Raw genomic sequence first — 26,112 nt, 5'->3', positions numbered from 1 at the left:
CGGCCCGCCCCCCCCCCACCCGGCTCTGTGTGTCTGGGTCGGCGGGGGGGTGGGGGGGCGCGGGGCGCGCCGCGGCCCCCCCCCCCCCCCACCCCCGTCCGTGTGCCGGCTTCGGATCGGGGTGGCGGGGGAGGTCTGGGTGGGGCGCCGGTCATGCCGTCAGCGTGCCGTTCACTGCCGGTGAGGCAGCTGGAGCGCTGGGACTTTGCCGGAACCGTGGCGGGTGGGGTGACCGCGAGCCGAGCGTTGCGGCGCGCCGGGGCGGCGGGCGAGCCGCGGCGGGGGTCGCACAGTAGGGTTCCGGACATGGCCAGCAAGCCCAAGCAGCTGCTCGCGGAGTTGACGCACCCGGGTCCGCACGAGGTCCTGCGCGGCGACCTCGCCCTGGTCGGGCTGCCCGGCGTGGTCTACACGCCGCGCGCCGGGCTCGGGTTGCCGGCCGTCGCCTTCGGGCACGGCTGGCTGCAGCCGCCCGATCGGTACCGGGAGCTGCTGCGCCACCTCGCGAGCTGGGGCATCGTCGCCGCCGCGCCGGCCACCCAGCGCGGGCCGCTGCCCTCGCACCGGCTGCTCGCCGCCGACCTCTTGACCACCCTCGACGTCGTCACGACCGTCCGGCTCGGCCCGGACGGCATCAGCGTCGACCCCGCCAAGCTCGGCCTCGCCGGCCACTCGACCGGCGGTGGCTCCGCCGTGCTCGCCGCGGCGCAGGACGCGCGGAGTGACCACCCGCGGATCAAGGCCGTCGCCACCATCACGGCAGCCCAGACGCTGCCGCCGGCCACCGAGTCGGCGCAAGCGATCACCGTCCCCGGCCTGCACCTCGCCGCCGAAGACGACCTGGTCGCCCCCGCTGTCGCGCACGCCGAAGCCATCGCGGGCGCCTGGGGCGGTGACGACGTCCAGCTGCGGTTCCTCGGCAAGGCGTCCCACCTGGGCGTCACCGAGGGCAGGCACTGGTCGCAGCTGTTCATGCACGGCAAGCCGCACCGCAAGACGCAGCAGCTCACCCGCGCGCTGTTCACGGCCTTCTTCCTGACCCACCTGACCGGCACCGGCAAGTACCGGCCCCTGCTCGAGGCGGACGTCAAGCGCGCCCCCATCGAGCGGGAAGAGGAACCCGCCCACTGACGCGGAAAGGGCCCGGCCAGAGCCGGGCCCTTTTCCTTTCAGACCAGCCAGCTGGTGCTGGAGAAGTCGTCCTCGTCGTCGGGCTGACGCGCGTGCCGCCCACGCTTCGGCGGTTCGGGTGCCGTCGGCGGTGGTTCCGGTGCCGGTTCCGGCCGGGGCTGGACCGCCACGGCCGGGGTTCCGTAGTTCGGCGTCGGGTAGTTCGTGTAGCCGGTGTCCGCCTCTTCCTCGTGGACGCCGAACTCCATCAGCGACTCGCGGGACTTGTCGGCCAGCGTCTTCTCCGTCGCCCAGCCGCCCGCGCTCTGCTTGCGCTTGTTGAGCTCGTCCATGTGCTCGGCGTACTTCTGCGCGGCGGCCAGCTCCTTCTGCATGCCCTCGCTGGCCTGCTGCTGGGCCTCGGCGAGCCGGCGTTCACGCAGCCCCCGCTGCTCGTCCTGCTCCCGCGCCGCCGCTTCCATCGTCGAAATCGCCGCCCGGTACCGGTCTTCGGCGCTGCTCATCGGCCCTCCTCGGCCCTCGTCACCGGTCGTACCGGATCGAACGGTCACCCTCGTCGTCGAGCGAGCCGCTGATGCGGCCCTTCGCGCCACTCGTCTCGAACACGCCGCCCTCGATGCGGTACTGGCTGGGCCCGCGCTGCTGGTCACCGCCGCCACCGCCGGGCGCGCCGCCCATGCCGCCCATCATCCCCATGCCGCCCATGCCCGACATCGCGCTCGAGCTCGACGAGCTCGCGGCCGCCTGGTGCACGCCGGGGTCGACCGGAGTCGCGCCGAGCCCGCCGCCGCCGTCGGACATCGGCAGCGAGGCGTCGCTGCCCGTCTGGGCACCCGGGTCGAGCGAGACGGCACCGGCGAAGTCCGGCGACCCGCCGCCGGTGACGGCCGAGCCGAAGTCGCTCGCGCCAGCCGTCGTGGTCGCGTCTGCGGAGGCGGCACCCGTCCCGGCTCCGACGCCCGCATCGGCCGTCGCCACCGCGGGCTCGGCCCCGACACCGCTCCCGCCGCCGAGGTCGCCCTCGAAGCCGCCGGGTGCGCTGAACCCGCCGGTCGCCGAGGCTGCATCGCTGCGCGTGAAGCCCGGGTCGGGGTTGGCCGGCGCGGGGTCCTTCGCCGGCGCGGACTCGGCGTTCGCGTCGTGCCGGATGTCCGAGCCCGCACCGTCGGACACCGGCTTGACGTCCGCCTTGAGGTCGTCCGCTTTGAGGTCGCCTGCCTTCGGGTCGTGCTTCTCGTCCAGGGTGTAGGTGGTCGGCTCGCCCTTTCCGTCGTCGACGGTCACGATCGTCGGCCCGTCCGGGCCCTCCGGCCGCTCGGCGGTGATCTTGAGGTTGCCGTCCTGGATGTGGATCTTGCCGTCCGCGCCCGGCTTGTAGGAGCCGTCGGCCGCGGGCTGTCCGTCCTTGACCGCCTGCTGGCTGCCCTGCGGCCCGAAGGAGGCCTTGTCCCCGGCGGCGGCGTCCTTGCCTGCGCCGTCCTTGGCCTTGTCGTCGTCACCCCAGTCGAGGTGGTAGTCCTTCTTGTGGCCGTGGCCGTCGTCCACGGAGATGTCCTGCTTGCCCTCCTTGTCGGGCTCGGACATCGAGATCGTGTTGTCGCCCTTCTTGACCGACACCGTGTCGGTGTCGTCGAGGTCCTTGATGGCCTCGCCGGTCTTCGGGTCGATCGGGTACGGCTGGCCGGTCGACGGGTCGACCTCCAGCGGCTTCCCGGTGATCGGGTTCTTGCCGTCTTCCGGCTTGGGCGGCTCTTCGGCCTTCGGTGGCTCGGCCGCCGACGGCGTCGTCGCGCCGCCACCGGTGCCACCGCCCCCGGTTCCGGTGCTGCCCGTCCCGGTGCTCCCGGTGTTTCCCGTGTTCCCGGTGTTGCCCGTGTTGCCGGTCTTGTCGCCGCCGCCTTCGTTCTTGGCCTCGGTCAGCTGGTTGCGGTAGCCGTCCATGTACCGCGCCAGCGCGCCGAACTGCTGGTCGATGGTCTGCTTGGCCGCCTGGCAGGAACCGTCGAACGCGGTGATCAGGCTCTTGTACTCGGTCGCGAACGCGCCATCGCGCCAGTAGCGGCAGACGTTGCGGCCGTATTCCTTGTTCTCGTCGTTGAAGCCGCAGTCGTCGTTCTGCAGGCGCTCGGCGAGGTTCGACGGATTGCCGTTCTTCGCGTTGACGGCGTCGATCCAGCCGGCGACCTTCATGAAGTCGTCGAATTCCCCGGTGTCGCCGTTGGCGATCTTGAGGACGTCCTTGGCCATCGGGATGTCGGCCTCGGCGATCACCGGGCGGTGCAGCTGCAGGACCTCGTCGACCTTCTTCTTGACCGCGGTGAAGACCTGCGTCACGGTCTGCGGGATCAGCTTCGCCGCCCCGTCGATCTGCTGCGACAGCTCCTTGGCGTGCGGCTTGATCGTCTCGTCGTACTTGATCTCCGCGGCGTTGGCGCCCTTGCCCTTCCACTCGCCGAAGAGGGTCTGGAGCTCGGTGTCGCTCTTGCCGAGGGTGTCCTCGACGACCTTGTGCGCCTTGCTCAGGTCGTCGGCGTCGCTGAGGAACTTCTGGTACTGGATCCCGCGGTTCTCGTGGAACTTGTCCTTGAGGTCGGTCTGGGAGTTCTTCTTTTCGCCCTCGCCGCCCTTGATCTGGTTCCAGACCTCGTCGGTCCACTTCGCCAGCAGGTCGACCGCGACATTGCCCTGGTCGAGCTGTTCGTCGGAACTCTTCGCGCCGACCCCCAGCGTCGGCGTGGCGATTCCGTCGAGGTTCTTCTTCGCCTGGTCGCGTTCGGCGGTCTGGCGCTGGTGTTCCTGGTTCTTGGCGGCCGACTCCTGCTTCGCCTCGGAGACGATCTCGTCGGTGTCGTCCGAGTCGAACGCGTCCCAGCCGCCGGCACCGTCGGAATAGTTTTCGATGTACTTCTTCGCGTACTCTTCTTCTTCGTCGTTGAAGTTGAAGGTGTTGCGGTCGTACTCCTCCATGAGCTTCGTCTTGGTGTCCATGGAGACGTTCGGGTCGTCGAGGACCTTCTTGATCTCAGCCCATTCGGCCATCAGCGGTTACCCCCGGCCTGGTTCGCGGTCGCGCCGGCGTTCGCTTCCTGCGTGGTGTACTTGCCGCCCGCGGTCCCGATTCCGCCGCCGAGGTTCATCAGCGCGTTCGACAATCCCGTCAGGCCCGCGCCGATCTCGTCCATCCCGGCCTTGTACTTGCCGAAGCTCTCCTGGTGCACGCGGCCGAAGTCCGCGGCGACGATCTCGGTCGGCGCGACCTTCTTGGCCTCGGCCGCCGGGTCGTCGGCGACGTCCGCCAGGCGGACCTGCGCCCGCGTCATCGCCTCCGAACTCGCTTCATACCCGTTCGGCATGGTCGCTGCCCCCTTCGATCCCCACAGGTCCCTACTGACGTTCCGGGACTGTGACGCGCCCGGACACCATTCGGTGCCGTCGCAGATGCACACAGAGTCTAGCGGTCGGCCGAGCGGCGGACCTGGGGTTCCGTCAACTGCACCCGGCCGGGACCTACCCGCCGGCGCGCTGCGCCGCGACCGCCTCGGAGATCACCTCGGCGACGCCGCGGATGTCCACCAGCCGGTCGAGCTCGTCGAGGTCGACCGACACGCCGTAGTTCACCTCGACCCGCGCCAGCAGCTGGATCCGCTGCCGGGACGTCATGCCGAGGTCGTCGAACGGCGTCGTGTCGGCGAGCCGCTCGGGCGGGAGCTCCAGGGCGAAGCTGATGATCCGCCGGATCTCGTCGACGTAGGTGCCCGGGTCAGCCATGCCGCTCATTCTCGCCCCACCAGCGCTCGCGGGCGGCGGTGCGGGACACCTTGCCGCTGGAGGTCCGCGGCACCTCGCCCGGTCGGACCAGCCACAGGGCGCGCAATGGCAGGTCGTGGGCGGCCGAGACGGCCCGCCGCACGGCCGTTTCGACCGAGGCGTCCGGCGCCGTGCACCCGGCCACGACCGCGACGCCTTCGCCGTGGCCGTCCCGCACGGCGAACGCGGCGACGCGCCGGATACCGGGGTGCGCGGCCTCGACGGTGGCTTCGATGTCCTGCGGGTGGTGGTTGCGGCCGTCGACGATGATCAGGTCCTTGAGCCGTCCGGTGACGTAGAGCTCGCCGTCGTGGACGAAGCCGAGGTCGCCGGTGCGCAGCCAGCCGCCGGGGGCGATCACGTCGTCCCGCCCCCAGTATCCGTCGGCGACGTTGGGCCCGGACACCTGGATCTCTTTGTCGACAATGCGAACGCGCTGACCGTACGGCCGCCCGACCGAGACGCGCTGCTCGCCGTCGAACACCCGTACGGTGGGCCCCTCGGCACCCGCGCTCGTGACGAACACCGTCGCCTCGGCCAGCCCGTAACACGGCTTGTGCGCGGCCCGCGGCAGCCCGAAGGGGGCGAAGGCCCGCTCGAAGGCCTCGACGGTGGCCGCGCGGACCGGCTCGCTGCCGTTGAGCACCGAGTTCACCCGCGAGAGGTCGACGGCTTCGAGGTCCTCCGCCGCTTCGGCAGCCAGGTCGAAGGCGAAGTTGGGCGCAGCGCTGACGACGCCCGGGAGCCCGGCCAGCAACCGGATCCAGCGCAGCGGGTCGCGCACGAACTCCATCGGTGTGAAGAAAACCGACCGCGAGCCGAGGAAGACCGGCGTGCCGATGAGCAGCACCAGGCCCATGTCGTGGAAGAACGGCACCCAGCCGGCCAGCGGCGTCGACGCGTCGGCGTGGTAGCACCGGGTGGTCTGCCAGCAGGCCGCCACCAGCGCGCGGTGCGAGATCACCGCGCCGGCCGGGCGGCGGGTCGAGCCGGAGGTGTACTGCAGGTACGCGGGATCGGTCATCGCCACGGCGGCGGGCGGCTCGGCGTCGCCGGGCTCGACGTCCGCGATGTCCTCGACGGCGAGCACGGTGGCCGGCGGGACCTGGTCCAGGAAGTCCTTCGAGGTCAGGCAGGCCGCGGGGGTGGCGTCCGCGAAGGCCGACTCGATCCGGGCGCGGCCGGTGCGGCCGGTCGGGACGGACAGCGGCACCGCGACGCGCCCGGCGTAGAGCGTCCCGAGGAAGGCGGTGACGTAGCCGAGGTCCTGCCGGGCGACGATCGCCACCCGGTCGCCCGGCCGGGTGACGCGCCGCAGCTCGCGGGCGACCCCGCGGACGCGCGCGAGCACCTGCGGCCAGGTCAGCGTGTGGTCGGCGGGCCCCGGGAAGGTGCGGCAGGTGAAGGCGGGGCGCTCAACGCCGGCGTTGCGGAGCAGGTAGTCCGTGAACGGCGTGGTGAGGACGTCATCCGGGACAGCTGCGGGCGGCACGGCCCCATCCTGCCCTACCGTGTCGAAGCGATGGACGAGTTCGAACGGCACGGCATCGAGGTGGTCTCCGGCCGCGACGCCTGCGCGCGAGCCCTGCGGTCGCCCGAGCTGACGTCGGATCCCGGCGGCGGCTCGCCCAGCGTGCTGCTGCGGGACGGCGCCGAGCACACCCGCCTGCGCGCGGTGCTGCGGGAGATCATCGCCGGGGTGGAGCCGTTTCCCGAGCCGCTGCGAGCCGGGATCGAAACGACCGTGGCCGGGCTGGGGACGTCGTTCGACCTGGTGCGCGACTTCGCGCGGCCAGTAGCGGGCGCGGTGACGTCGGCGGTCCTGGGCGTGCCCCTCGACGACGTGTTCCTGGACCACCTCGAGGCGACGACGGCGAACCTCGACGTCTCCGGCGGCACCGACCGGGCCGGGCAGGCGTCGGCGTTCCGGCTGGCGGTGCAGCTCAGCCGCACCCCGGCCGGGCCGGGCGGCCTGACGGCGCTGCGGGAGGCGCACGCGGCCGGCCGGCTGGACGACGACGAGCTGGCGCTGAACCCGGTGGTGCTGGCGCACGCGGCGTACGAGAACTCGCTGAACTTCCTGGCGTGCGCCGGCCTCGAACTCGCGAATTCTGGTCCGCGGAGCGTGCGGGAACTGGTGACGGCGATCTGCCCGGCCCGGTACGTCCTCCGGTTCGGCCCGGACGGCCCGGTGGCGATCTCCCTGGCCGGCGGCCTGCCGTTCGGCCTCGGCCGGCACGCGTGCCCCGGCTCCGGGGTCGCGGTGGCCGAAGGGGAGATCGCGCTCACGGCGCTGGCGAAAGTCCTCGCCGGCGGCTGCCGGGTGGGCGAAGTCCGCTGGAAGACCCACCCGGTGTTCCACGGCCTCGAGAAGGCCGTGGTCACCCTCGCGTCAGGAAACCGCTGAGACGACGCCGGCCAAGCGGTCGGCCGCGGCCTGCGCGGTGGACTGCGCCGGCGCCTCGACCATCACGCGGACCAGCTGCTCGGTACCGGACGGGCGCAGCAGCACCCGGCCCTCCTCGCCCAGCTCGGCCTCGACCTCGCCGACGGCGTCGCGGACCTCGGCCGAGCCCGCGACCGCGGCCTTGTCGGCGACCGGGACGTTGACCAGCACCTGCGGCAGCCGGTTCATCACGGCCGCCAGGTCGGCCAGGGACTTGCCCGTCTCGGCCATGCGGCTCATCAGCCGCAGCGCGGTCAGCAGGCCGTCGCCGGTGGTGGCGTGGGCCGGGAGCACGACGTGGCCGGACTGCTCGCCGCCGAGCGCGAACCCGCCGGCGCGCAGCTCCTCCAGGACGTACCGGTCGCCCACCGCGGCGGTGACGACCGCGATGCCGTGCGCCTTCATGGCCAGGTGCAGGCCGAGGTTGCTCATCACGGTCGCGACCAGGGTGTCCTTGGTCAGCTCGCCGGCCTCGGCCAGCGCGAGCGCCAGGACGGCCATGATCTGGTCGCCGTCGATCAGCTCGCCGGCGGAGTCGACGGCCACGCAGCGGTCGGCGTCGCCGTCGTGCGCGATGCCGAGGTCGGCGCCGTGGGCGACGACCGCTTCGCGCAGCTTCTCCGGGTGGTTGGAGCCGCAGTGCTGGTTGATGTTGATGCCGTCCGGGTCGGCGTGCAGCGCGACGACCTCGGCGCCGGCGCGGCGGTAGACCTCGGGCGCGGCGGCCGACGAAGCGCCATTGGCGCAGTCGACGACCACCTTGAGCCCGGCGAGCGGGCTCGGCGTGGCGTCGAGCAGGTGGGCGGCGTAGCGGTCGAGGGCGTCTTCGACGTCCGTGACGCGCCCCACACCCGCACCCGTCGGGCGGACGGCGTCGGCGGACACGCCGGCTTCGATCTCGTCCTCGATGCCGTCGGGGAGCTTGTGCCCGCCCGCGGCGAAGAGCTTGATGCCGTTGTCGGGCATCGGGTTGTGCGACGCGGAGATCATCACGCCGAGGTCGGCCTCGAGCGCGCCGACCAGGTATGCGACGGCCGGTGTGGGCAGCACCCCGACGCGGCGCACGTCGGCCCCGGCGGACGTGAGGCCCGCCACGACCGCGGCTTCCAGCATCTCGCCGCTGGCGCGCGGGTCGCGGCCGACGACCGCGACCGGCCGGTGGGAGCGGTCGTGCGCGGCGAGCACGCGGGCGGCGCTGGCCGCCAGCGCCAGCGCGAGCTCCGGCGTCAGCTCGGCGTTGGCCAGGCCACGGACCCCGTCGGTTCCGAACAGGCGTGCCATCGATCGACCTCCTCTGCGCGGTCACACCGGTGCGACCGCCACGACAACCTAGCGATCCCGGCGGACCGCGTTCCCCCACCCCGATGATGTCGCTGCCCGTCTGGAAAACGACACAGAGCCGAAGGACGAACACCGCCGGAAAAACGCCGGAGCGCCCATCCGATGGACGGATGGGCGCTCCGGTGGTTCGCGCCTGGAGGGCGCGATCAGCGCTTGCTGTACTGCGGGGCCTTGCGGGCCTTCTTGAGGCCGTACTTCTTCCGCTCCGTGGCGCGCGCGTCACGGGTCAGGAAGCCGGCCTTCTTGAGGGCCGGGCGGTCGTCTGCGTCGACCTCGATGAGCGCACGGGCGATCGCCAGGCGCAGCGCGCCCGCCTGACCCGAGACGCCGCCACCGTGGAGGTTGGCGAAGATGTCGAACGAGTCCGGCTTCTCGACCAGGACCAGCGGGTCCTTGATGAGCTGCTGGTGCACCTTGTTCGGGAAGTACTCCTCGAGGGTGCGGCCGTTGAGCTTGAACTGGCCGGTGCCCGGGACGACGCGCACGCGGACGACGGCTTCCTTGCGGCGGCCGACGGTCTGCGCGTTGCCACCCGCGGCGCGCGACGGGCGCGGCGCGGCGGCGCTCTCGCTCGTGGCGACCGGGGTCTCGCTGGTCGCAGCGGGGGTTTCGCTGGTCGCGACCGGGGTCTCGCTGGTCGCGGCGGCGCCGGACTCGGTCGCCTCGGGGGCCTCGACGACCTCGGGGGTCTCGGTCTCGGTGCTGGTCACAGACTGTTCCTCACTCACTGCGCGACCTGCGCGATCTTGGTGATCTCGCGCGCCTGCGGCTGCTGCGCGGCGTGCGGGTGCTGCGGGCCGGCGTACACCTTCAGCTTCTTCGCCTGAGCGCGGCCGAGCTTGTTCTTCGGCAGCATGCCCTTGACGACCTTCTCGACAAGGTGCTCGGGCTTGGTGTCCAGCAGCTCGCCGAACGAGCGCTTCCGCAGACCGCCCGGGTAACCGCTGTGCCGGTAGGCGAACTTCTGCTCGCGCTTGTTACCGGTGAGCGCGACCTTCTCGGCGTTGACGATGATGACGAAGTCACCGGTGTCCACGTGCGGGGCGTAGGTCGGCTTGTGCTTGCCGCGCAGCAGCGTGGCGACCTCGGTCGCCAGCCGTCCGAGCACGACATCCTCGGCGTCGATCACGTGCCAGGCACGAGTGACGTCGCCGGGCTTGGGGCTGTACGTGGGCAAGGGTCTACCTCGTCGTCAACATTGCGTGTGGGTTCTGTGCGGGCCTAGCGCTTACGCGCCGCAGCGCACAACGACATATGAAGATACCCCCACGGTCACCGCACCCGCGCATGGGGGGTGGTGGATGCGCCCATATTAGGCTCTCAGCGGCCCGGGCGCAGCCGGGACCCTACCGGATTTTTCCCGCCGAAGCGCCTGCGAACGCCACCGCGACACGCGAGGATGGGGCCATCCGGAGGCACCACGCGAGCAGGGGACGGCATGAGCAAACGACCGACGGCGATCTTCGTCATGGGCGCCCTGCTGGCCCTGGTCAGCGCCTGCGGCCAGGCGAAGGCGGGCACCGCGCTGCCGAAGGGCGACGACGCGGCGGACTACGTCGGCGCCAAGTTCGAGCAGGTCATCGGCAAGCTCTCCGACGCCATCACCGACACGCGCGACGTCACCAACTCGCTGGACGCCTACTTCAAGTTCGACGACAAGTGGATCCACAGCACCGTGACGTCGGCGCGCACCGGCAGCCCGGAGAGCCGCGCGGTGCGGCACCGGTCGCAGAAGAACCCCGACGAGATCATCGACACCTACACCCCCGCGGACGGCGCGGTCGAGTACACCTACCTCGGCCCGATGTACGTGCAGAAGGGCGTCTCGCCGACGGCGTGGGTCTCGATGCCGAAGCCGGAGGGCGGGCTGGTCGTGCCGTGCGCCTGGGGCGGCGTGCTGACGCCGTGCCGGATGGCGGACTCGACCGTCGAGGCGTACCAGGCCGACAAGCGGGCCGTCCGCGGGGCCAAGAGCCTCGGCGACGGCAAGACCGCGCTGACGGTGAACGTGCCGTTCGGGATCTTCGTCAAGGACAAGGTCGAGATCCTGCCGCCGAGCATCACCGGCCAGATCGGGCCGGAGCTGAAGAAGGCCGCGGTCCCGGCCACGATCACGCTGAACCCCGACGGCAGCCTCGTCTCCTTCGTGATGGAGGCCAAGTTCGCCGGCGACGGGCACCAGCTCGAACTCAAGTACGAGTTCCGGTTCACCGGCAAGGCGAGCGTGCAGGACATGCCGAAGCTGCCGGACGCGAGCCAGATCACGGTGCTGCCCGACCGGGCGGCGATGGACGACTTCTACCGCCGGCTCGGCGAAGCGCAGGGCAGCTGAGGCGTGACCACGACCCGAGGTGAGCTCCGATGACGCCACAGTCACCACCGTCCCAGCCACCCGACCCGCGGCAGCCGCAGTGGTGGCAGCCACCGTCGAGCCCGCCCGGCGCTCCCGCCGGATGGGCGCCGGAACAGCAGGCGACCGGCCCGCACACCGGGCAGTGGCAGCAGAACGCCGACCCGGGCGCGCCTCCCGGCTCCGGCACCACGGGGGCCTACACCGGCCAGTGGAACCCGGGACAGCCGTCGGGCTCGTTCTCCGGGCCCTGGCAGCCGGGACAACCGGGCGGCGGGCCGTGGCCGCCGCCGTCCCAGCCGACGCCGCACCAGCAGCCGCCGACGCCCGGGCACGGGCAGCAGTACGGCGGCGGGTTCCAGCCCACGCAGTACGGCGGTCTCGGCGCCTTCGCCGTCGAGCCGGAGAAGAAGCCGAAGTCGAAGAAGCCGTTGCTGATCGCTGCGGCGGCGGTCCTGGTGCTCGCGCTGGGCGGCGGCGCGGCCTGGCTGCTGGGCGCGTTCCGCGGAGACGTCCTGGCGCAACAGTCCCTTGAGGACGGTGTGGTCAAGGTCCTCAACGAGAACTACGGCGAGCCGGACGTGAAGGACGCGCAGTGCCCGGCGAACGAAGCCGCGAAGAACGGCACGACGTTCGACTGCACGGTGACCATCGGCGGGCAGCAGAAGAAGGTGACCGTGCGGGTGCTCAACGACCGGCCCGAGTACGAGGTCGGCGCGCCGCACTGAGCTTTCCGGCGGTCTCCGCCGGGTTGCCGTTGCCGCACAAAAGAAAACGGCGGGCCCCGCACCGGAGTGCGGGCCCGCCGTGGTTTCCGGGGCTACCGGCTCAGAACAGACCCTCGACGGCGCTGTCCGTGGACTGGTAACCGTCGGCGATCTGCGGCAGGGCGGCGGCGATCTGCGCCAGAACCTGCTTCAGGTCCTCGAACTTCTGGTCCCAGGTGCGCTGGGCGGCGTCGTACTGCTCCTTGGCGGAACCGGTCCAGGTGGTGGTCAGCGGCCTCAGGTCGTCCTTGAGGCGGTCGAAGGCGGACTGCAGCTCGCCCCCGGTCTGCGTGCAGTCATCCGCGGCCGCGCGGATGGTGGCGTAATTGACGACAATGCCGGCGCCATCAGGCATGACTTACTCCTTTTGAGCTGAAGATGCTGGGTGGTGGTGAAGGATTCGGAAAGTGTTCAGCCGAGGGCGTCGAAGCCGCGGTTCACGGCGCCGAGGATCTCCTGCTGCTGCTGCTCGGAACGCTCGTACTTGGAGCCGGCCTCGCGGAGCAGCTCACCGATGCGCTGCAGCGCCTGGTTCATGCCGCGAGCGTCCTCGTCGAAGCGCATCATCACGTGGTCGAAGGCCTTCTGCGCCTCACCCTGCCAGCCGGCGCGGGTGGCCTCGATGCGGTCGCGCAGCGTCGAGAGGTTCTGGTCCATCTGGGCCCGAACCTCGGTGACCTTGCCCTCGGCATCGGTGAACTGGGCAACTGTTCCTTGGAATCCCTGTCCGGCGCTCATACCGGTACCCCCTTCAGAAGAGTGGTGGTTGTCCGTACCAAGCTCGTTCGTACGGCCCTACGACGCAGACACTGCCACGTCCGGTTCCCCCTTGTCGTGGTTTGCCCGGAAGTAGTTGCTTGCGTTAACGCCCCCACCGGGAACCGGTCGCCACGGATATCCGGAGATCGCCCCGAACCAGTGGCGCATCACCCGGAAACGCGTTCCCCACCAGCGGGATTAGCACGCGCACAGCAACCGGCCGCGCAGTTTCACCGATCGCGCTGCATGATTCGCATCTGGGAAAAGTCTTCGTCGTCGTCACCCGATCGAGGGGATCGCGCCGGAGGTTGCGAACGCGAAGGAACCGGATCGGGCTCCGCGGGAACCGCCAGCCCGCGCGCGCGGCGGAATCGTTCGGCGGCCGCACGCAGCGTGCCGGGCGTCGGGTCGCCGGACTTCGTGCCGCGCCCGCTCTGCTTCAGCAGTTCGGCGTTCTCGCTGTGCCGCCGCCGGCTGCGCGCGAGCGCGTTCCCGGTGACGCGCCGGGAATGCGTCACCGCGTCCTGCCCGATCCGCGTGAAGGACGCCGCGGCGCTTTCGAACTCTTCGGACGGCACCGCGTGCCCTCCTCTCAGTTGAGGATTTCGACCGTGCGCACGGCTTGCGCGCAGGCGGCCGCGACACGGTCCCGCAGCGCGGAGGTGGCGTACTGGCAGCCGACGTGGACGCGGATCCGGCCCTTCGCCACGACGTACCAGTCCACCTGGAGATCGGGCCGGTCCTGCTTGCTCTCGTGGTACCCGATCACCGTCTTGCCGGCGTACGACAGGCTCGGGTTGAACGCGCTGTAGAGCGCGGGCTTCTCATCCGCTCTGCGCTTCAGCGCGTCGACGAGCCTCTGCGGGTCGGCGGTCGCGTCGTAGTCCATGACGTACTCCTGCGCGACCAGCAGGTCGTTGCCGTCACGGGACTCCTGCGGGTGGATCACGACCTGCTTGTCGGCGACCCGGTCGTCGGTCTGGACCCAGTCCTCCGGAGCGACGAACTTGAAGTCGTACTGCGAAAGCGTCCGGCCACTCTCGGCCTGGTTCCCCGAGTTCTCGAACACGAGCACCCCGGCGACGACGAGCGCGGCCACGACGACCACCGCGGCCGCGATCAGGCCCCACAGCTTGCGGCGGCTCTTCCCGGCCGGTTCCGGGGCGGGACGGGCACCGGCGGGCGGGCCCGGCGGGTTCGGCCGGGCGGGCGGCCCGGCGGGCGGCGGCCACGGCCGGGCCACCGGCTGACCCGACGGCGGCGACGGCGGGGGCGCCGGGCGGTTCGGGAACCCACCCGGCCCGGAGCGGGGCGGTGCCGGGCGCGGGGCGACGTCGCCGGGGCGGACGACCTCCGTGCGCTGCGCCGCCGGATTGAGGGCGCCGCCCGGGGCCGCGCCCAGCCGGGCCATCGCTTCGCCGGGCAGCGCGCCGGTGCGGTCCGGGTCCACCAGCACCGCCCGCAGCGCGCCGCGCGCGACGACCGTCTCGGGCTGGTCGAGGCTCGTCGGCACGACGCCGGTGCGTTCGTGCACCAGCCGCGAAATCATCGGGATCCGGCTCGACCCGCCGACCAGGAAGATCGCCGTGAGCTGCTTCGGCCGCAGGCCCGCGTCGCCGATCGCGGCGACCGTCAGCTCGACGGTCCGGCCCAGCGGCGCCGCGATCAGCCGCTCGAGGTCCTCGCGCGTGACGTGCGCGTCGGCGAACGGCGGCGGCATCGGCACGTCGGTGTAGGCGTGCCGCGACAACGTCTCCTTCGCGCCCCGCACGTCTTGGCGCAGCACGCGGCGCCGGCGCCGGTCGGCCAGCTCGCGGCCTTCGACCAGCTCGCGCCAGGCGGCCGGATCGGCCGCGGAAACGAGGGAACCGAGGTGCTCCAGCAACGCCTGGTCGATGTCCGCGCCGCCGAAGGCGGGATCGCCGCGGGTGGCGAGCACCTGGAAACCACCGCGCTGGGGACGGCCGGCGCGGTCCCGCGCGGGGTCCGGCGGCAACCGCCGCACCACGCTGACGTCGACCGTGCCGCCGCCGAGGTCCAGCACCGCCAGCGCCTCGCCGGGGCGGCCGCTGAACTCCACGGTGCGATCGTCCTTCACGTCCTGCGGCGCGAACGTCGCCGCGTGGTAGACCGCCGCGGCCACCGGCTCCGGCACCAGCGCGACTTCGCGCGCCAGCCCGCCCGCGGCCTGCCGCAACAGCCTGGTGCGGATCGCGCCCCAGTCCGCGGGGTGGGTCAGCACGAGCAGGTCCACCTCGGCGTCCCCGGCCAGGCGGCGCGCCTCGGACACCGCGCGCCCCAGCACCGCGTGCACGACGTCGGTCACCCGCAGGACGTTCTCGCCGAGCAGCAGCTCGCCCTCGTCGATCCGCCGCTTCGGGTTCGGCTCGTACCGCGACGGGTCGACCGCCGCCTGCCGCTCGGCCTCCTGGCCGACGAACAGCGTGCCGTCCGCCGCCGCGTAGACCGCCGAGGACATCAGCGGCTGGCCGTCGATCACCACGACCTGCGGCTCGCGCCCGTTCACCGAGGCGACGACGCAGGTGCTCGATGTCCCGAAGTCCACCGCAACCCGGACCGTCACCGGCAGCTCCCGCCCACTTCGTCGCGTTCCCCCGCGCCCGGCCGTCGGGGCGCGCCCTCGGAGAGGAACCTACTCACCTCGCCGGGAGCGCGTCCGGCCGCCTGTTCCCGATCCGGCCAAAAGCAGGCCGCCCCGCCGGACCACGTGACCGTTTCACGAAACCGTCCGGCCGTGACTGTGGCCGGATCGGGAACGAACGGCACGGTCAGTCGGGCTGGATCCACGACACCTGGATGAGCTGCTTGCCGTACTTGCGGGTGAGCATGTTGCCCCGGCCCGGCGGCATCGCGCCCGGCTTGATGTTGCCGACCAGCGCGCCTTCGTCGCGCGAGCCGTTCATCACCATGCCCGGCGCCGCGATCTCCTTGAGCTTGCCGATGATCGGGTCGTACATCGCCTTGCTCGCGCCACCGGTGCGCCGCACGACCACCAGGTGCAGGCCGACGTCCTTGGCCTGGGGCAGGAAGTCGGAGATCTTCCGCAGCGGGTTGTTGCTCGAGGTGGCGACCAGGTCGTAGTCGTCGACGAGGATGAACAGCTCCGGGCCCTTCCACCAGGACCGCGTCTTCAGCTGCTCCTGCGTGACGTCCGGGCCCGGCAGGCGGCGCGTCATCGAGTTGAAGACGTCGCCGACCATGCTCTCCAGCTGCGCGGCCGAAACCGCGTATCCGAGCAGCGAATCGCCCTGGATGAAGCCGAGCATCGTGCGCCGGTAGTCGACCAGCAGGATGAGCGCTTCCTTCGCGGTGTAGCGCTCGGAGATGCCCCGGGCGATCTGCCGCAGCAGGTTCGTCTTGCCCGACTCGCCGTCCGCGAAGGCGTAGAAGTGCGGTTCGGCGTTGAAGTCGAGGTAGACCGGCTGCAGGTCTTCTTCGTTGACGCCGATCGGGACGAGCTTGGAGTCCCGGGCGGAGTCGAGCTTGAGCACGTCTTCGTAGGTGATCAGCTCCGGCAGCAGGCGGACCTGCGGCGCGACGCGGCCGCGCCAGGCGCCCTTGATCTTCGCCACCGCGTCGGCCACGCCGGCCGCGACCGTCTCCGGGTCGCTGGAGCCGTCGATCCGCGGCAGGCCGCCCAGCATGTGCAGCTTCTCCCGGGTCAGGCCCCGGCCCGGCCGCCCGGCCGGGATGTTCACCGCGATGCGCCGGTCGATGTCCGACTCGGTCGGGTCACCGAGGCGCAGCTCGAACCGGGTGCCCAGCATGTCCTTGATCGCCGGGCGGATGTCGGCCCACCGGTTGGCGGAGATGATCACGTGCACGCCGTAGGACAGACCCTGCGTGGCGAGCCGGGTGATCGTGGTTTCGAGCTCTTCGAAGTCGTCGCGCAGCGCCCGCCAGTTGTCGACGACCAGGAACGCGTCGCCGAACGGGTCCTGGTCCGGCCGGATCTCGCCGCGGCGCTTGCGGTTGCGGAACTCGGTCATCGAGTCGATGCCCAGCGCCCCGAACCGGCCTTCCCGCTCGGTGAGCAGGGTGGTCAGCTCGGCCACGATCCGGCGGGCCTTGTCCGGCTCGCGCCGCGCGACCGCGACCCCGCCGACGTGCGGCAGGTCGGCCAGCCCGGCCAGGGTGCCACCACCGAGGTCGAGGCAGTAGAACTGCGCCTCCTCCGGCGTGTGCGTCAGCGCCATCGACATGATCAGCGTCCGCAGCATGGTCGACTTGCCGGTCTGCGGGCCGCCGACGATCACGCCGTGCCCCGCCGCACCCGAGAAGTCGGCCCACAGCGGGTCGCGGCGCTGCTCGTACGGCCGGTCGATGATGCCCAGCGGCACCTGCAGCCGCCCGTTGCCGAAGAAGCCGACCGGGGACAGGCCGCGGTCGTCGGTCGGGTTCAGGTTGGGCAGCAGGGTGTCGAGCGAGTTCGGGTCCTTCAGCGGCGGCAGCCACACCTCGTGCGCCGGCGGGCCCTGCCCGACCAGGCGCGACACGATGACGTCGAGCTCGCTGGGTTCGACCGCCTCTTCGGACTGCCGCTGCTCTTCCTTCGGCGCCGCCTCGATGAACTGCGGTTCCGGTTCCTTCGGCAGCTCGACGAAGTCCGGGACGAACAGCTGCGGCCGCTTGTCCGCGCGGACCACGGTCGCCGCCGGGCCCGCCGCCTTGAGGCCGGCCGGCCGGTACGGACCCGAGACGTAGGCGGCTTTGAACCGCACCAGGGTCGAGGTGTCGTACTTCAGGTAGCCACCACCGGGGACCGACGGCAGCTCGAACGCGTCCGGCACGCCGATCGCGGCGCGGGACTCCGCCGCCGAGAACGTCTTGAGGCCGATCCGGTACGACAGGTGCGAGTCGAGGCCGCGCAGCTTGCCTTCCTCGAGGCGCTGCGAAGCGAGCAGCATGTGCATCTGCAGCGACCGGCCCAGCCGGCCGATGGCGACGAACAGGTCGATGAAGTCCGGCTTCGCGCTCAGCAGCTCGGAGAACTCGTCGCAGACGATGAACAGCGCGGGCAGCGGGTCGAGGTCCGCGCCGTTTTCGCGCGCCTTCTCGTATTCCCAGACGTTCTTGAAGTTGCCGCCGTTCTTCAGCGCCTCCTGGCGCCGGTTCATCTCGCCGGCCAGCGCGTCCTTCATGCGGTCGACCAGCGTGACCTCGTCCGCGAGGTTGGTGATGACCGCGGAGACGTGCGGGGCCTTGTCCAGGCCCATGAACGTGGCGCCACCCTTGAAGTCGACAAGGACGAAGTTCAGCGTGCTCGACGAGTGCGTGGACAGCAGGCCCAGCACCAGGGTGCGGAGGAACTCCGACTTGCCGGAACCGGTCGCCCCGATGCAGAGGCCGTGCGGGCCCATGCCTTCGGCGGCGGCTTCCTTGATGTCCAGCTCGACCGGCTGGCCGTACTCGCCGACGCCGAAGGGGACGCGGTAGCGGTCGCGGATCGGCCGCGGCCGCCACGCCTGCTGGACGTCGAAGGTCATCGGGTCGCCGGGGATGCCGAGCAGCTCCAGCAGCGAGGGGTTGGACAGCAGCGGCTCTTCGTCGCCGACGTCCTGGCCGGCGGCGCCGCCGACGCGGTACGGCGAGATGAGCCGGGCCAGCGACTCGGTCTCGACCAGGCTGAGGGTGTCCGGGCGGCCGAACCACTCGACGCCGCCGGCGCTGCGGGCGCCCAGCCGGTCGGCTTCGACGACCAGCCGGAGGCCGCGGCGGGCGGCGAGGTTGCCGAGGGACTCGGACAGGTCGATCAGCGTGACGCCGACCAGGCCCTCCTCCAGCACGATCTGCTCTTCGCGGGTGACCTCGGCGTCGTCGATGATGATGACGACGTGCGGCTGGTCCGGCGCCGGCGTGGCGTTGCGGGAGAAGCGCTGGCGGTCACGCAGTTCTTCGTCGAGCCAGTCTTCGATCTGGGCCAGCGAGCCGGCCATCATCCGGAGCTGGCCGATGCCGTCGGACAGCGTGGGGTGCTGGACGTGCGGCAGCCACTTCGCCCACTCCCACTCCTCCTTCGCCCGGCCCGCGGTGGCGACCGCGATCAGCACGTCGTCGGGGCTGTGGAAGGAAACGAGCTGCGCGAGCATCGCGCGGGTCAGGCCCCGGGTCAGCGCGCGGTCGCCCTGCATGCTGACCGCGGCGAACCCGCGGAGGGTGATCTGGGTCGGCAGGTCGGGGACGATCGAGTGCGCGCGCACGAACCGGCGCAGCGCGAGGGTGGCGATCGGTTCCAGCTCGTCGACGGGCCCGGTCTGCGGCGGGACCAGGCGCGTGGCGAGCCGGTGCGAGCTGCGCCCGACGCGCAGGTGCAGGAAGTCCTGGTCGTTCTGGCGGCGTTCCCACATGCGGCGGCTGGCGGCCAGCGACCAGAGGGACTGCGGGTCGGGGTGCACCCATTCCAGGGCGGCGCGCTGGTCGACCATGGCCTCGCGGGCGCGGTCGCGCATCTGGCCCAGGTAGCGGAGGTAGTCCTTGCGGTCCTCGTCCATCTCGGCGCGCTTGGCGCCGCCGCCCTTGCCACCGCCGCCCGCCATCATCCCGAGCGTCCCGACGACCATCATGCCGCCCATGGCCATCATCATCGGGTTCCGGTTGCTGGCCTGGAACATGAAGACCATCATCCCGAGCGACGCGACGATCATGACGACCGGAAGCGCCTTCATGACGATGTTCCCGGGGATGACGCGCGGAACCTCGGGCGGCGGCTCGAGGTGCACCTCACCGCCCGGCGGCCGCGGTGCCGCCAGCCGCGGCGACTTCTTGAACTGCAGCGTGCTCATCGAAGGACCCCTCTTCAAACTCGACGATGGCGGCCACCGTTTAGTGCGCAAGGTGCGCGGAACAACCTATCGAACGCCGCGGTGGAATTCCGGCGGATGCCGTAACGCCCTCGTGAACCGGTCCTGACCTCGCTTGACGAGTGTACGGCGCAGCACCGACAGTAATCCCGTCGTCGGCACCGCGAGCTGCGGTCGGCGGCCGGTGCAGCCCGGGCGGCCCAGGCCAGGAGCTGCGGCTGCCGGTGAATTTCGGACGTTCGATGATGCCCATGCCGGGGTTCGGTATAAGTTCCCCCGGGAGCAGTATCGACCGAGCGGGGGCAGTGCAGTGGCTACGGGCACGACAGTATTCAGCAGGGTGACGGTCGTCGCGCCGTCCACCCGGATCGACGTGGCGCTGCCCGCCGACGTCGCGGTGGCCGATCTGCTGCCGATGCTGCTGGACATGGCCAAGGAGACCGCGCCCGACGGGGGTGCCCGCCACGGCGGCTGGGCGCTGGCCAAGCTCGGGGACGCGCCGCTCGATCCGAGCCGCACCCTCGCCTCGCTCGGCGTGGTCGACGGCGAACTGCTCCAGCTGCGCAAGCGCAACGAAAACCCGCCGCCACCGCTGTACGACGACGTCGTCGACGCCATCGCCGAGTCGTCCCCGGACAGCTTCCGGCCGTGGACGAAGGAGACCGCGAACCGGTTCGGGCACGTCGCGGGCGGGCTGGCGCTGTTCGCCGCCGCCGTCGCGCTGTTCATGAGCGGCTCGTTCTACGGCGGGAGCGCGCTGGGCGCGGCCATCGCCGGCGGGATCGGCGCGGTCGCCTGCGTCGCGATCGGCGCCACGCTCGCCAAGGGCTACCAGGCGGAGCCGACCGGCGTGCTGATCGCCGCGGCGGGTGGCCTCCCGCTGGCGTTCGTCAGCGGCTTCTACATCGTGCCCGGGCTGTCCCTGCGGGCGAACCTGCTGCTCGGCGCGGTCCTGGTGATCATCGTCGCCTCGGTCTGCATCATGGTCATCGGCGCCGGCATCACCACGTTCATCGCCGCGGCCACCGCGGGCACCTTCGGCGCGCTGGCCTTCCTGTTCGGCACGCTCGTCGCGCACCCGGCGGCCGGGATCGCGGCCGGCACCGTCGCGGTCGCCCTCGCCTGCATCTCGATCCTGCCCCGCGCCACGATCTGGCTCGCGAAGCTGCCGCTGCCGCACGTCCCGAGCAACGCCGAAGAGCTGAAGGAAGACTCCGGCTTCCCCGACTACCGGGCGATCGAGCGCCGCACGGCGATCGCGCACAACTACATGACCGGCCTGATGGTCGGCTGCGGCGCCACGGTGGCCGTCTCGGCGATCATCGCCGCGAGCGCGCCCGGGACGTTCGGGATCATCCTCGGCGTCGTCGCGACGCTCGTCCTGCTGCTGCGCGCCCGCGCGTACGCCAACGGCAGCCAGGCGATCGCCCTGCTCACCACCGGCCTGGTCTCGGCCACCGGGATCGCCGTCGGCTGGCTGATCTCGGCGAGCGCCCAGAACCGCCTGCTCTACGTCTTCGGCGTGCTGATCCTGCTCGCCGCGGGCGCGCTCGTCGTCGGCGTGATCTTCCCGAACCAGCGGTTCTCGCCGCCGCTGCGGCGCACGGTGGAGATCATCGAAGCGATCTGCATCGCCTCCGTGCTGCCCCTCGCCCTGGGTGTGATGGACCTCTACACCACCCTGCGGCACCTGAACTTCAAGTGACCGGATCGGGTGAATCTCCGATGGCAGCAGCACGGCGTCCCGGCGCCACTCGAAGGACCGCGACGGCCCTGCTGGCCGGCACGATCGGCCTCCTGTCGCCGCTGACGCTCGCGGTGCCGGCGTGGGCGCAGGCCGCACCGGCCGACGGCTACTTCGGGACGCCGCCGCCGGTCGACATGGACAAGCTGATCCCCGACACGCGCCAGCCCGACAAGACGTACACGCAAACGAAGGGCTGCGTGCAGCGCAGCACCCTCGGCCAGGACATCCAGATCAAGAACCGGCCGTGGGGCCAGGAGTACCTGCAGATCTCCAAGGCGCAGGAGATCGTCAAGGCGGTCAGGGGCAGCGCCGGCGGCGGCGTCCGCGTCGCGGTGATCGACACCGGCGTGACGAAGCACCCGTGGTTCCAGGACCGGCTCAAGTCCGGCGGCGACTACGTGGCCACGCCGACGAAGAACCAGCCACCGGGGCTCGAGGACTGCGACGGCCACGGCACCGAGGTCGCCGGGATCATCGGGGCGAAGCCGGACAACCCCGAGGTCGGGTTCGTCGGCGTCGCGCCGGACGCGACGATCGTGTCCTACCGCCAGCTCAGCGAAAACTACGAGCCCGCCAAGCAGAACTCGACCGCCAACTCGAGCACGCCGCCGTCGTCGAGCACCAACCCGCCGTCCGGGTCGAGCACGGAACTGCCGCCGGGCGGTGGCGGCGGCACCGCCGAAGGCGACGGGACGTCGCCCGGGCAGTCCAACGGCGGGCGGCAGCTGGAAAAGGCCGGCACCGCGGGCACGCTGAGGACGCTGGCCGAGATCATCCACGGCATCGCCGAGCGGCACGAGGCCGACGTCATCAACATGTCGGTCGACAACTGCCGCCCGGCCAGCGGGTCGATCACCGAAGGCGAGCAGCAGGTCCAGGCGGCCGTGCGGTTCGCGGCGGACGCCGGCATCGTGATCGTCGCCGCCGCCGGCAACGCGACCGACACCTGCCCCCAGAACGACCAGCCGGACGCGCGGAAGCCGAAGACGATCGTGACGCCGCCGTGGTTCGCCGACGACGTGCTGTCGGTCGGGGCGATCGACGAGTTCGGCAGCGTGGCGCCGTTCAGCGTGCACGGCCCGTGGGTCGGCGTCGCGGCCCCCGGCACGAAGATCGTCTCGCTCGACCCCGCCGAGGGGTCCGGAAGCTTGGCGAACCTGACGTTCGAGAACGGCGACAAGGCCAGCGAAATCCAGGGCACCAGCTTCGCGTCTCCGTACGTGGCGGGCCTGGCGGCGCTGGTCAAGGCGATGTACCCGAAGCTCACCGCCAAGGGCATCGTCAACCGGATCAAGGAGACGGCCCAGCACCCGGCGGCCCCGGGCGGCCGCGACAACTTCGTCGGCTACGGCGTGATCGACCCGGTGGCGGCGCTGACGCAGGTGCTGCCGTCGGAGGTCGGGAACCAGGCACCCATCCCGCCCCCGCAGATGGCCCAGCTCCCCCCGGCGAACGACCACAACTCGACGCCGATGATCGTGGCGCTGGCCGGCACGGCGGGCGGCGTGCTCGCCCTGCTGATCACGTTGTTCGTGATGCACACGATCCGCCGCAACCGCCCGGCCGAAACCGAGACCTCCCGCCGCTGACCCCCGAGGTCACGTCGCGGGCGGGGCCGTCGGTTTCTTCTGCTGCGGGGTTTCGTCCTCGCCGATCACCGGGGGTGCGACCAGGCCGGGCTCGCCCAGCAGGTCGGACGACGTCGTGGCGGGGCGGGTCTTCGACGGGCGGCGAACCTGGCCGCCCGAGCCGAACGCCCCGAACCCCATCATCGGCATCATCGGGACCCCGCCCGACGCGCTGTGGTCCTGCTCCGCGGGCGGCGCCTGCGGGACGGCGGCATCGGCGGGCTGGGCGGGGTCGGGAGTGCCCGCGCCGGTGTGCCGTCCCTCCGCCTGCCCCGCGGCCGAAGACGGCGTCAGGACCTCGTCGGCCGACGAGGGTGTCATGGCTTCATCGCCCGGCGACGGCGACGAAGCCGCGTCCGTGGCCTGCTCGCCCGCTTCGTTCAGGGCGTCGTCGTGCAGCTTGAAGCGCTCCGGCGGGTACCGGTGCCGGATCTCGATGGTGCGGGACGCCGCGTCCGGGTCGTCGACGCCGTCGCACAGCCGGTCGAACGCCTCCATGACGTCACGCGCGGTCTCGTGCAGCGCCTTCGCCGACTCCTGCGTCTCCTCCAGCTGGGCCCGCGCCCGCTTGGGGCCGCCGGCCGGGAGCAGCATCGTCTCCGACGTCAGCTCCGCCGCGTCCACCAGCACCTCGACGAGGTCGACGACCACGTGCCGCACGGTCGTCACCATCTCGTCCAGCGCGCCGGCCAGGATGTCGAGCGCCTCGTGGAGGTCACCGCCCGCCGCGCCGATCGCGCGGATGTAGGTGACGAACGAGTCCGCGTCCCGGCCCGCCCAGCCTGCGTCGAGCCGGCCGAGTTCGTCGTCCAGGCGCGCCGAAACCTCCGCCGCGACCGAAGCCGCCTGGCGCAGGCGATCCGCTTCGGCACCGAGATCGGCCCAGCGGCCGAGCAGCGGGCGGAAGTACGTCTCGACGGGGTCGATGACGCCGAGTTCCTGCGCCAGCTCCGTGAGGTACGCCAGGTACGGCTCGGCCGCCGCGGTGATGTCCTCGCCCGCGGGCACGGGCACCGAAGCCGCCAGGGAGTCGCTTCCGGCGCTCATCCGTCGAGCCTTCCGGCCCGCTTGATCAGCTCCGCGGCTTCCGCGTCCTGCCCGCCGTGGCGGATCGCCACCTGCCGCAGCGCCTCCGCGGCCGAACGCAGCGCCTCGGCGCCGTCGGCCAGCTGCCGCCGCAACGCCCCGGAGGCGCGCCCGTAGGACTCGGCGAGGCCGATCTGCGCGCCCAGCGTCCCGTAGGACTCCGCGGTGACGTCCCCGCCGACCTCGGCCGCCGCCGCGTCCAGGTCGGCCGCGGCGCCCTCGGCCGTTTCGGCGTACCGGGCGACGACGACGCCGTCCATCCTCAAGCCGGCCACGGCACCTCCGCTCACGAAAAAGACTTACGAGCGTGGGACGCCCACCGAGGTCCGGCGGTTCCGCTCAGTTCCCCGGCTGCGGGGTCGGGTACGCGCCGGCGTTCGGGTCGATCGGCACCGCGTCGAACTGCCGCAGCACGTCCTGGGTGTTCAGCGACGCCCCGGTCGGCAGCAGCCCGATGATCGACTCGGGCGCCGGCTGCCGGTTGTTCATGCCGATCGCGTCCGCGGTCTGGGCGTCCGGGACGCTGTAGCGGACACCCCGGTCGGAGATCAGCTGGATCTGGCCCTTGCCGAAGCTGGCCTTCCCGGTGGCCGACTGGACGACCGCGGCGAACCCGGGCTTGAGGTAGAACCCGTTGAGCGGCACCCGGTTCGGGCCCGGCGTGGTCACCGTCATCGGGACGAACTTTTCGCCGCCGGTCTTCTGGCCGGGCAGCTGCGTGTCGACGTACACCGAGGTGTGCGCGTCCTGGTCGGGGCCGGACCCCGCCAGCGACCAGCCCAGGCACGCGACCGACGAGTTCTTCGTCGCGTCGAGGACCGTCGGCACCGAGCGCGGGAAGTCGTCGACCGGGATGTAGTCGGGGTCGGTGGGCTGCATGGTGTGCACCCCGGCGAGCTTGTCGAGGCCCAGCGTCTGGATCCGGCCGGAGCTGCCGTTCTTCGCGACGCGGATGATGTCGGCGACGGCGTTGGAGACCCGCTGGATGCCGCTGCGGGTGATCGCCCAGTAGTTCAGCGTCGTCTCGCCGGCCTGCTGCGTGGCGAAGACGTCGCCCGCGGTCAGGCCGTCGAAGTCCCCCGGGGCCTGGCCGTTCTGGATCTTCGGCGGCGTCAGCTTCGCGACCTCGGGGATCGCGTTGAGCAGCCCCTGCGTGATCTTCCGCGGCGACGGCGGCAGCTGCAGCGCCGTCCGGACCGCGTCATTCGGGTTGTCGACGTCGATCTCGGCGCGCACGGTGTTCGCGTTCGGCCGGTTCCGGGAGCTCGGCAGCCGGTAGACGAGGTAGGTCTTCCCGTTGTCCGCCTTCGCCAGCAGCGCCTCGTTTTCGCGCAGCTCGGTGCCCAGGCCGCTCGGCGCGATGCCGCCGAAGACGTAGGTGTTGGTCCGGCCGGTGTCGGGGTTCGGCAGCGACGGATCCAGCTGAACCTGGTCGCAGACGGCCCAATTGGGGGAAATCCGCTGGGAATCGGTCGGGATCAGCTGCGGACCGTCCGGAATTCCGGTCAGTTTCTCGCGCGGAATGTCCTTCAGCTGCTCGTCGGAAACGACCGTGGGATTCTTCACACTCGCCGGGCTCGCCGCGGCGGGGGCCGGGGTAGCGGCCGCGCCGCCGGCGGCCGCGCCCGCAGCGGACGACTTCTGCTGGGCCAGCAGAAGTAGCCGCGCCGACGCGAGGTTGAACGTCGGGATCAGCTTCTTCGGGTTGCCCGTCACCACGTAGACCGTGCCGGACTGCTCGCCGATCACGATGTTCCCGGCCTCGGGCACCGAAGGCGCCGGGCTGAGCAGGCCCCAGACGACGAACACGATCATGCCGAGCGCGCCCAGCACGACCCCGACGATCGTGGCCCGCGTGTGGGTGCGCATCGGGTCGTGCAGCATCACGGCGTCCCGCCGGACCAGCGCCGACTGCATCCGCCGTAGGACGAACTGATACGCCTGGACCTGAGACTTAGTCGTCGGTGTTGATGGCATTCTCGACCTACAGCTCTCCCCGTCGCGGTACGGTTCCGCAGGATAGCCGTACGGGGACCGTCTGGTGTGGGGTTTCTACCAACTCCAGCTAGGGTCGGGCTCCCCGGGACCCGGCTTCCGGGTACGCAGCAAGCACGAGGGGAAGAGAAAGCGCGGATGTCCGTCACCACTCCTCCACGTCCGCCTGGCCCGCCCGGGCCCCCGCCGCCCGGTGGCCGTCCGCCGGGCCCGCCGCCGCGTCCCGGCAGACCC

At 71.7% G+C, this 26,112-nt stretch carries 22 protein-coding genes; 6 read left to right on the top strand and 16 right to left on the bottom strand.

All coding sequences use genetic code 11. From position 1 onward, the window contains the following. Positions 1 to 306 precede the first annotated feature (306 nt). Positions 307 to 1,131 carry a dienelactone hydrolase family protein gene (locus tag ISP_RS03765; protein WP_013222650.1) on the top strand — a complete coding sequence of 275 codons (825 nt, stop codon included), beginning with the start codon at positions 307 to 309 and terminating at the stop codon, positions 1,129 to 1,131. Positions 1,132 to 1,169: 38 nt separating this feature from the next. Here the strand turns inward: ISP_RS03765 and ISP_RS03760 are convergent, their stop codons facing one another. From ISP_RS03760 to ISP_RS03740, 5 genes are all read right to left on the bottom strand, one after another. After that, positions 1,170 to 1,634, bottom strand: coding sequence for a hypothetical protein (locus ISP_RS03760; RefSeq protein WP_013222649.1), 465 nt, complete (start codon positions 1,632 to 1,634; stop codon positions 1,170 to 1,172). A gap of 19 nt (positions 1,635 to 1,653) precedes the next feature. Beyond that, on the bottom strand, positions 1,654 to 4,170 hold the full coding sequence (locus ISP_RS03755) for a WXG100 family type VII secretion target (protein ID WP_013222648.1): 2,517 nt from the start codon (positions 4,168 to 4,170) through the stop codon (positions 1,654 to 1,656). After that, positions 4,170 to 4,484 (bottom strand): hypothetical protein, encoded by a 315-nt coding sequence (locus ISP_RS03750; RefSeq protein WP_230468703.1) that lies wholly within the window; start codon positions 4,482 to 4,484, stop codon positions 4,170 to 4,172. Before ISP_RS03750 ends, ISP_RS03755 begins: the two co-directional genes overlap by 1 nt. Before the next feature lie 154 nt (positions 4,485 to 4,638). Beyond that, positions 4,639 to 4,899, bottom strand: a complete 261-nt coding sequence (locus tag ISP_RS03745; protein ID WP_013222646.1) for an acyl carrier protein — start codon at positions 4,897 to 4,899, stop codon at positions 4,639 to 4,641. Further along, the gene (locus ISP_RS03740) at positions 4,892 to 6,430 is read right to left on the bottom strand and encodes a fatty acyl-AMP ligase (RefSeq protein WP_013222645.1); all 1,539 of its coding nucleotides are present in this window, start codon (positions 6,428 to 6,430) and stop codon (positions 4,892 to 4,894) included. Before ISP_RS03740 ends, ISP_RS03745 begins: the two co-directional genes overlap by 8 nt. Positions 6,431 to 6,460: 30 nt before the next feature. On the opposite strand from ISP_RS03740, the gene ISP_RS03735 reads away from it, so the two are divergent. Further along, positions 6,461 to 7,345, top strand: coding sequence for a cytochrome P450 family protein (locus tag ISP_RS03735; protein WP_013222644.1), 885 nt, complete (start codon positions 6,461 to 6,463; stop codon positions 7,343 to 7,345). On the opposite strand, the gene glmM is transcribed toward ISP_RS03735, so the two are convergent. The 3 genes from glmM to rplM all read right to left on the bottom strand — a co-directional run bounded on the left by glmM (position 7,331) and on the right by rplM (position 9,902). Further along, complete coding sequence (glmM, locus tag ISP_RS03730; RefSeq protein ID WP_013222643.1) at positions 7,331 to 8,665, bottom strand: phosphoglucosamine mutase; 1,335 nt, start codon at positions 8,663 to 8,665, stop codon at positions 7,331 to 7,333. The genes ISP_RS03735 and glmM overlap by 15 nt on opposite strands. 206 nt (positions 8,666 to 8,871) lie before the next feature. Beyond that, positions 8,872 to 9,435, bottom strand: coding sequence for a 30S ribosomal protein S9 (gene rpsI / locus ISP_RS03725; RefSeq protein WP_013222642.1), 564 nt, complete (start codon positions 9,433 to 9,435; stop codon positions 8,872 to 8,874). Positions 9,436 to 9,449: 14 nt separating this feature from the next. Next, the gene (gene rplM, locus ISP_RS03720; RefSeq protein WP_004560141.1) at positions 9,450 to 9,902 is read right to left on the bottom strand and encodes a 50S ribosomal protein L13; all 453 of its coding nucleotides are present in this window, start codon (positions 9,900 to 9,902) and stop codon (positions 9,450 to 9,452) included. Positions 9,903 to 10,163: 261 nt separating this feature from the next. On the opposite strand from rplM, the gene ISP_RS03715 reads away from it, so the two are divergent. Next, the gene (locus ISP_RS03715) at positions 10,164 to 11,057 is read left to right on the top strand and encodes a hypothetical protein (protein ID WP_013222641.1); all 894 of its coding nucleotides are present in this window, start codon (positions 10,164 to 10,166) and stop codon (positions 11,055 to 11,057) included. 29 nt (positions 11,058 to 11,086) lie between these two features. Next, entirely contained in the window at positions 11,087 to 11,803 is a 717-nt protein-coding gene (locus ISP_RS03710; RefSeq protein WP_013222640.1) for a DUF4333 domain-containing protein, read from the top strand. Positions 11,804 to 11,903: 100 nt separating this feature from the next. Here the strand turns inward: ISP_RS03710 and ISP_RS03705 are convergent, their stop codons facing one another. The 5 genes from ISP_RS03705 to ISP_RS03685 all read right to left on the bottom strand — a co-directional run bounded on the left by ISP_RS03705 (position 11,904) and on the right by ISP_RS03685 (position 19,404). Beyond that, complete coding sequence (locus tag ISP_RS03705; RefSeq protein WP_013222639.1) at positions 11,904 to 12,197, bottom strand: WXG100 family type VII secretion target; 294 nt, start codon at positions 12,195 to 12,197, stop codon at positions 11,904 to 11,906. Positions 12,198 to 12,253: 56 nt separating this feature from the next. Then, entirely contained in the window at positions 12,254 to 12,580 is a 327-nt protein-coding gene (locus ISP_RS03700) for a WXG100 family type VII secretion target (protein ID WP_013222638.1), read from the bottom strand. Between the two features lie 251 nt (positions 12,581 to 12,831). Continuing rightward, complete coding sequence (locus ISP_RS03695; protein WP_013222637.1) at positions 12,832 to 13,179, bottom strand: hypothetical protein; 348 nt, start codon at positions 13,177 to 13,179, stop codon at positions 12,832 to 12,834. A gap of 14 nt (positions 13,180 to 13,193) precedes the next feature. Beyond that, positions 13,194 to 15,185 carry a type VII secretion-associated protein gene (locus ISP_RS03690; RefSeq protein WP_013222636.1) on the bottom strand — a complete coding sequence of 664 codons (1,992 nt, stop codon included), beginning with the start codon at positions 15,183 to 15,185 and terminating at the stop codon, positions 13,194 to 13,196. Positions 15,186 to 15,390: 205 nt separating this feature from the next. Next, entirely contained in the window at positions 15,391 to 19,404 is a 4,014-nt protein-coding gene (locus tag ISP_RS03685; protein WP_013222635.1) for a type VII secretion protein EccC, read from the bottom strand. A 358-nt stretch (positions 19,405 to 19,762) separates the two neighbouring features. On the opposite strand from ISP_RS03685, the gene eccD reads away from it, so the two are divergent. After that, the gene (gene eccD, locus ISP_RS03680) at positions 19,763 to 21,127 is read left to right on the top strand and encodes a type VII secretion integral membrane protein EccD (RefSeq protein WP_013222634.1); all 1,365 of its coding nucleotides are present in this window, start codon (positions 19,763 to 19,765) and stop codon (positions 21,125 to 21,127) included. 20 nt (positions 21,128 to 21,147) lie between these two features. Then, positions 21,148 to 22,758 carry a S8 family serine peptidase gene (locus tag ISP_RS03675; RefSeq protein ID WP_013222633.1) on the top strand — a complete coding sequence of 537 codons (1,611 nt, stop codon included), beginning with the start codon at positions 21,148 to 21,150 and terminating at the stop codon, positions 22,756 to 22,758. A gap of 9 nt (positions 22,759 to 22,767) precedes the next feature. On the opposite strand, the gene ISP_RS03670 is transcribed toward ISP_RS03675, so the two are convergent. From ISP_RS03670 to eccB, 3 genes are all read right to left on the bottom strand, one after another. Next, a complete protein-coding gene (locus tag ISP_RS03670; RefSeq protein WP_013222632.1) occupies positions 22,768 to 23,844 on the bottom strand; it encodes a WXG100 family type VII secretion target in 1,077 nt (358 codons plus the stop codon). Then, complete coding sequence (locus tag ISP_RS03665; protein ID WP_230468702.1) at positions 23,841 to 24,158, bottom strand: hypothetical protein; 318 nt, start codon at positions 24,156 to 24,158, stop codon at positions 23,841 to 23,843. The genes ISP_RS03670 and ISP_RS03665 overlap by 4 nt, the downstream gene beginning before the upstream one ends. Positions 24,159 to 24,222: 64 nt before the next feature. Beyond that, positions 24,223 to 25,860 carry a type VII secretion protein EccB gene (eccB, locus tag ISP_RS03660; RefSeq protein WP_071831447.1) on the bottom strand — a complete coding sequence of 546 codons (1,638 nt, stop codon included), beginning with the start codon at positions 25,858 to 25,860 and terminating at the stop codon, positions 24,223 to 24,225. Positions 25,861 to 26,112 lie beyond the last annotated feature (252 nt).

This window comes from Amycolatopsis mediterranei (assembly GCF_026017845.1).
In the GTDB taxonomy this organism is placed as follows: Bacteria; Actinomycetota; Actinomycetes; order Mycobacteriales; family Pseudonocardiaceae; genus Amycolatopsis; species Amycolatopsis mediterranei.
The sequence above is the reverse complement of the archived record's forward strand: the minus strand, read 5'-3'. Positions and strand labels throughout refer to the sequence as shown.

Coding starts and splice junctions, on each gene's coding strand:
- ISP_RS03750 (WP_230468703.1), bottom strand. CDS start 4,484: ATGCCGAACGGGTATGAAGCGAGTTCGGAGGCGATGACGCGGGCGCAG.
- ISP_RS03710 (WP_013222640.1), top strand. CDS start 11,087: ATGACGCCACAGTCACCACCGTCCCAGCCACCCGACCCGCGGCAGCCG.
- eccB (WP_071831447.1), bottom strand. CDS start 25,860: ATGCCATCAACACCGACGACTAAGTCTCAGGTCCAGGCGTATCAGTTC.
- ISP_RS03685 (WP_013222635.1), bottom strand. CDS start 19,404: ATGAGCACGCTGCAGTTCAAGAAGTCGCCGCGGCTGGCGGCACCGCGG.
- ISP_RS03765 (WP_013222650.1), top strand. CDS start 307: ATGGCCAGCAAGCCCAAGCAGCTGCTCGCGGAGTTGACGCACCCGGGT.
- ISP_RS03735 (WP_013222644.1), top strand. CDS start 6,461: ATGGACGAGTTCGAACGGCACGGCATCGAGGTGGTCTCCGGCCGCGAC.
- ISP_RS03755 (WP_013222648.1), bottom strand. CDS start 4,170: ATGGCCGAATGGGCTGAGATCAAGAAGGTCCTCGACGACCCGAACGTC.
- ISP_RS03760 (WP_013222649.1), bottom strand. CDS start 1,634: ATGAGCAGCGCCGAAGACCGGTACCGGGCGGCGATTTCGACGATGGAA.
- ISP_RS03705 (WP_013222639.1), bottom strand. CDS start 12,197: ATGCCTGATGGCGCCGGCATTGTCGTCAATTACGCCACCATCCGCGCG.
- ISP_RS03745 (WP_013222646.1), bottom strand. CDS start 4,899: ATGGCTGACCCGGGCACCTACGTCGACGAGATCCGGCGGATCATCAGC.
- ISP_RS03700 (WP_013222638.1), bottom strand. CDS start 12,580: ATGAGCGCCGGACAGGGATTCCAAGGAACAGTTGCCCAGTTCACCGAT.
- glmM (WP_013222643.1), bottom strand. CDS start 8,665: ATGGCACGCCTGTTCGGAACCGACGGGGTCCGTGGCCTGGCCAACGCC.
- ISP_RS03715 (WP_013222641.1), top strand. CDS start 10,164: ATGAGCAAACGACCGACGGCGATCTTCGTCATGGGCGCCCTGCTGGCC.
- ISP_RS03670 (WP_013222632.1), bottom strand. CDS start 23,844: ATGAGCGCCGGAAGCGACTCCCTGGCGGCTTCGGTGCCCGTGCCCGCG.
- ISP_RS03675 (WP_013222633.1), top strand. CDS start 21,148: ATGGCAGCAGCACGGCGTCCCGGCGCCACTCGAAGGACCGCGACGGCC.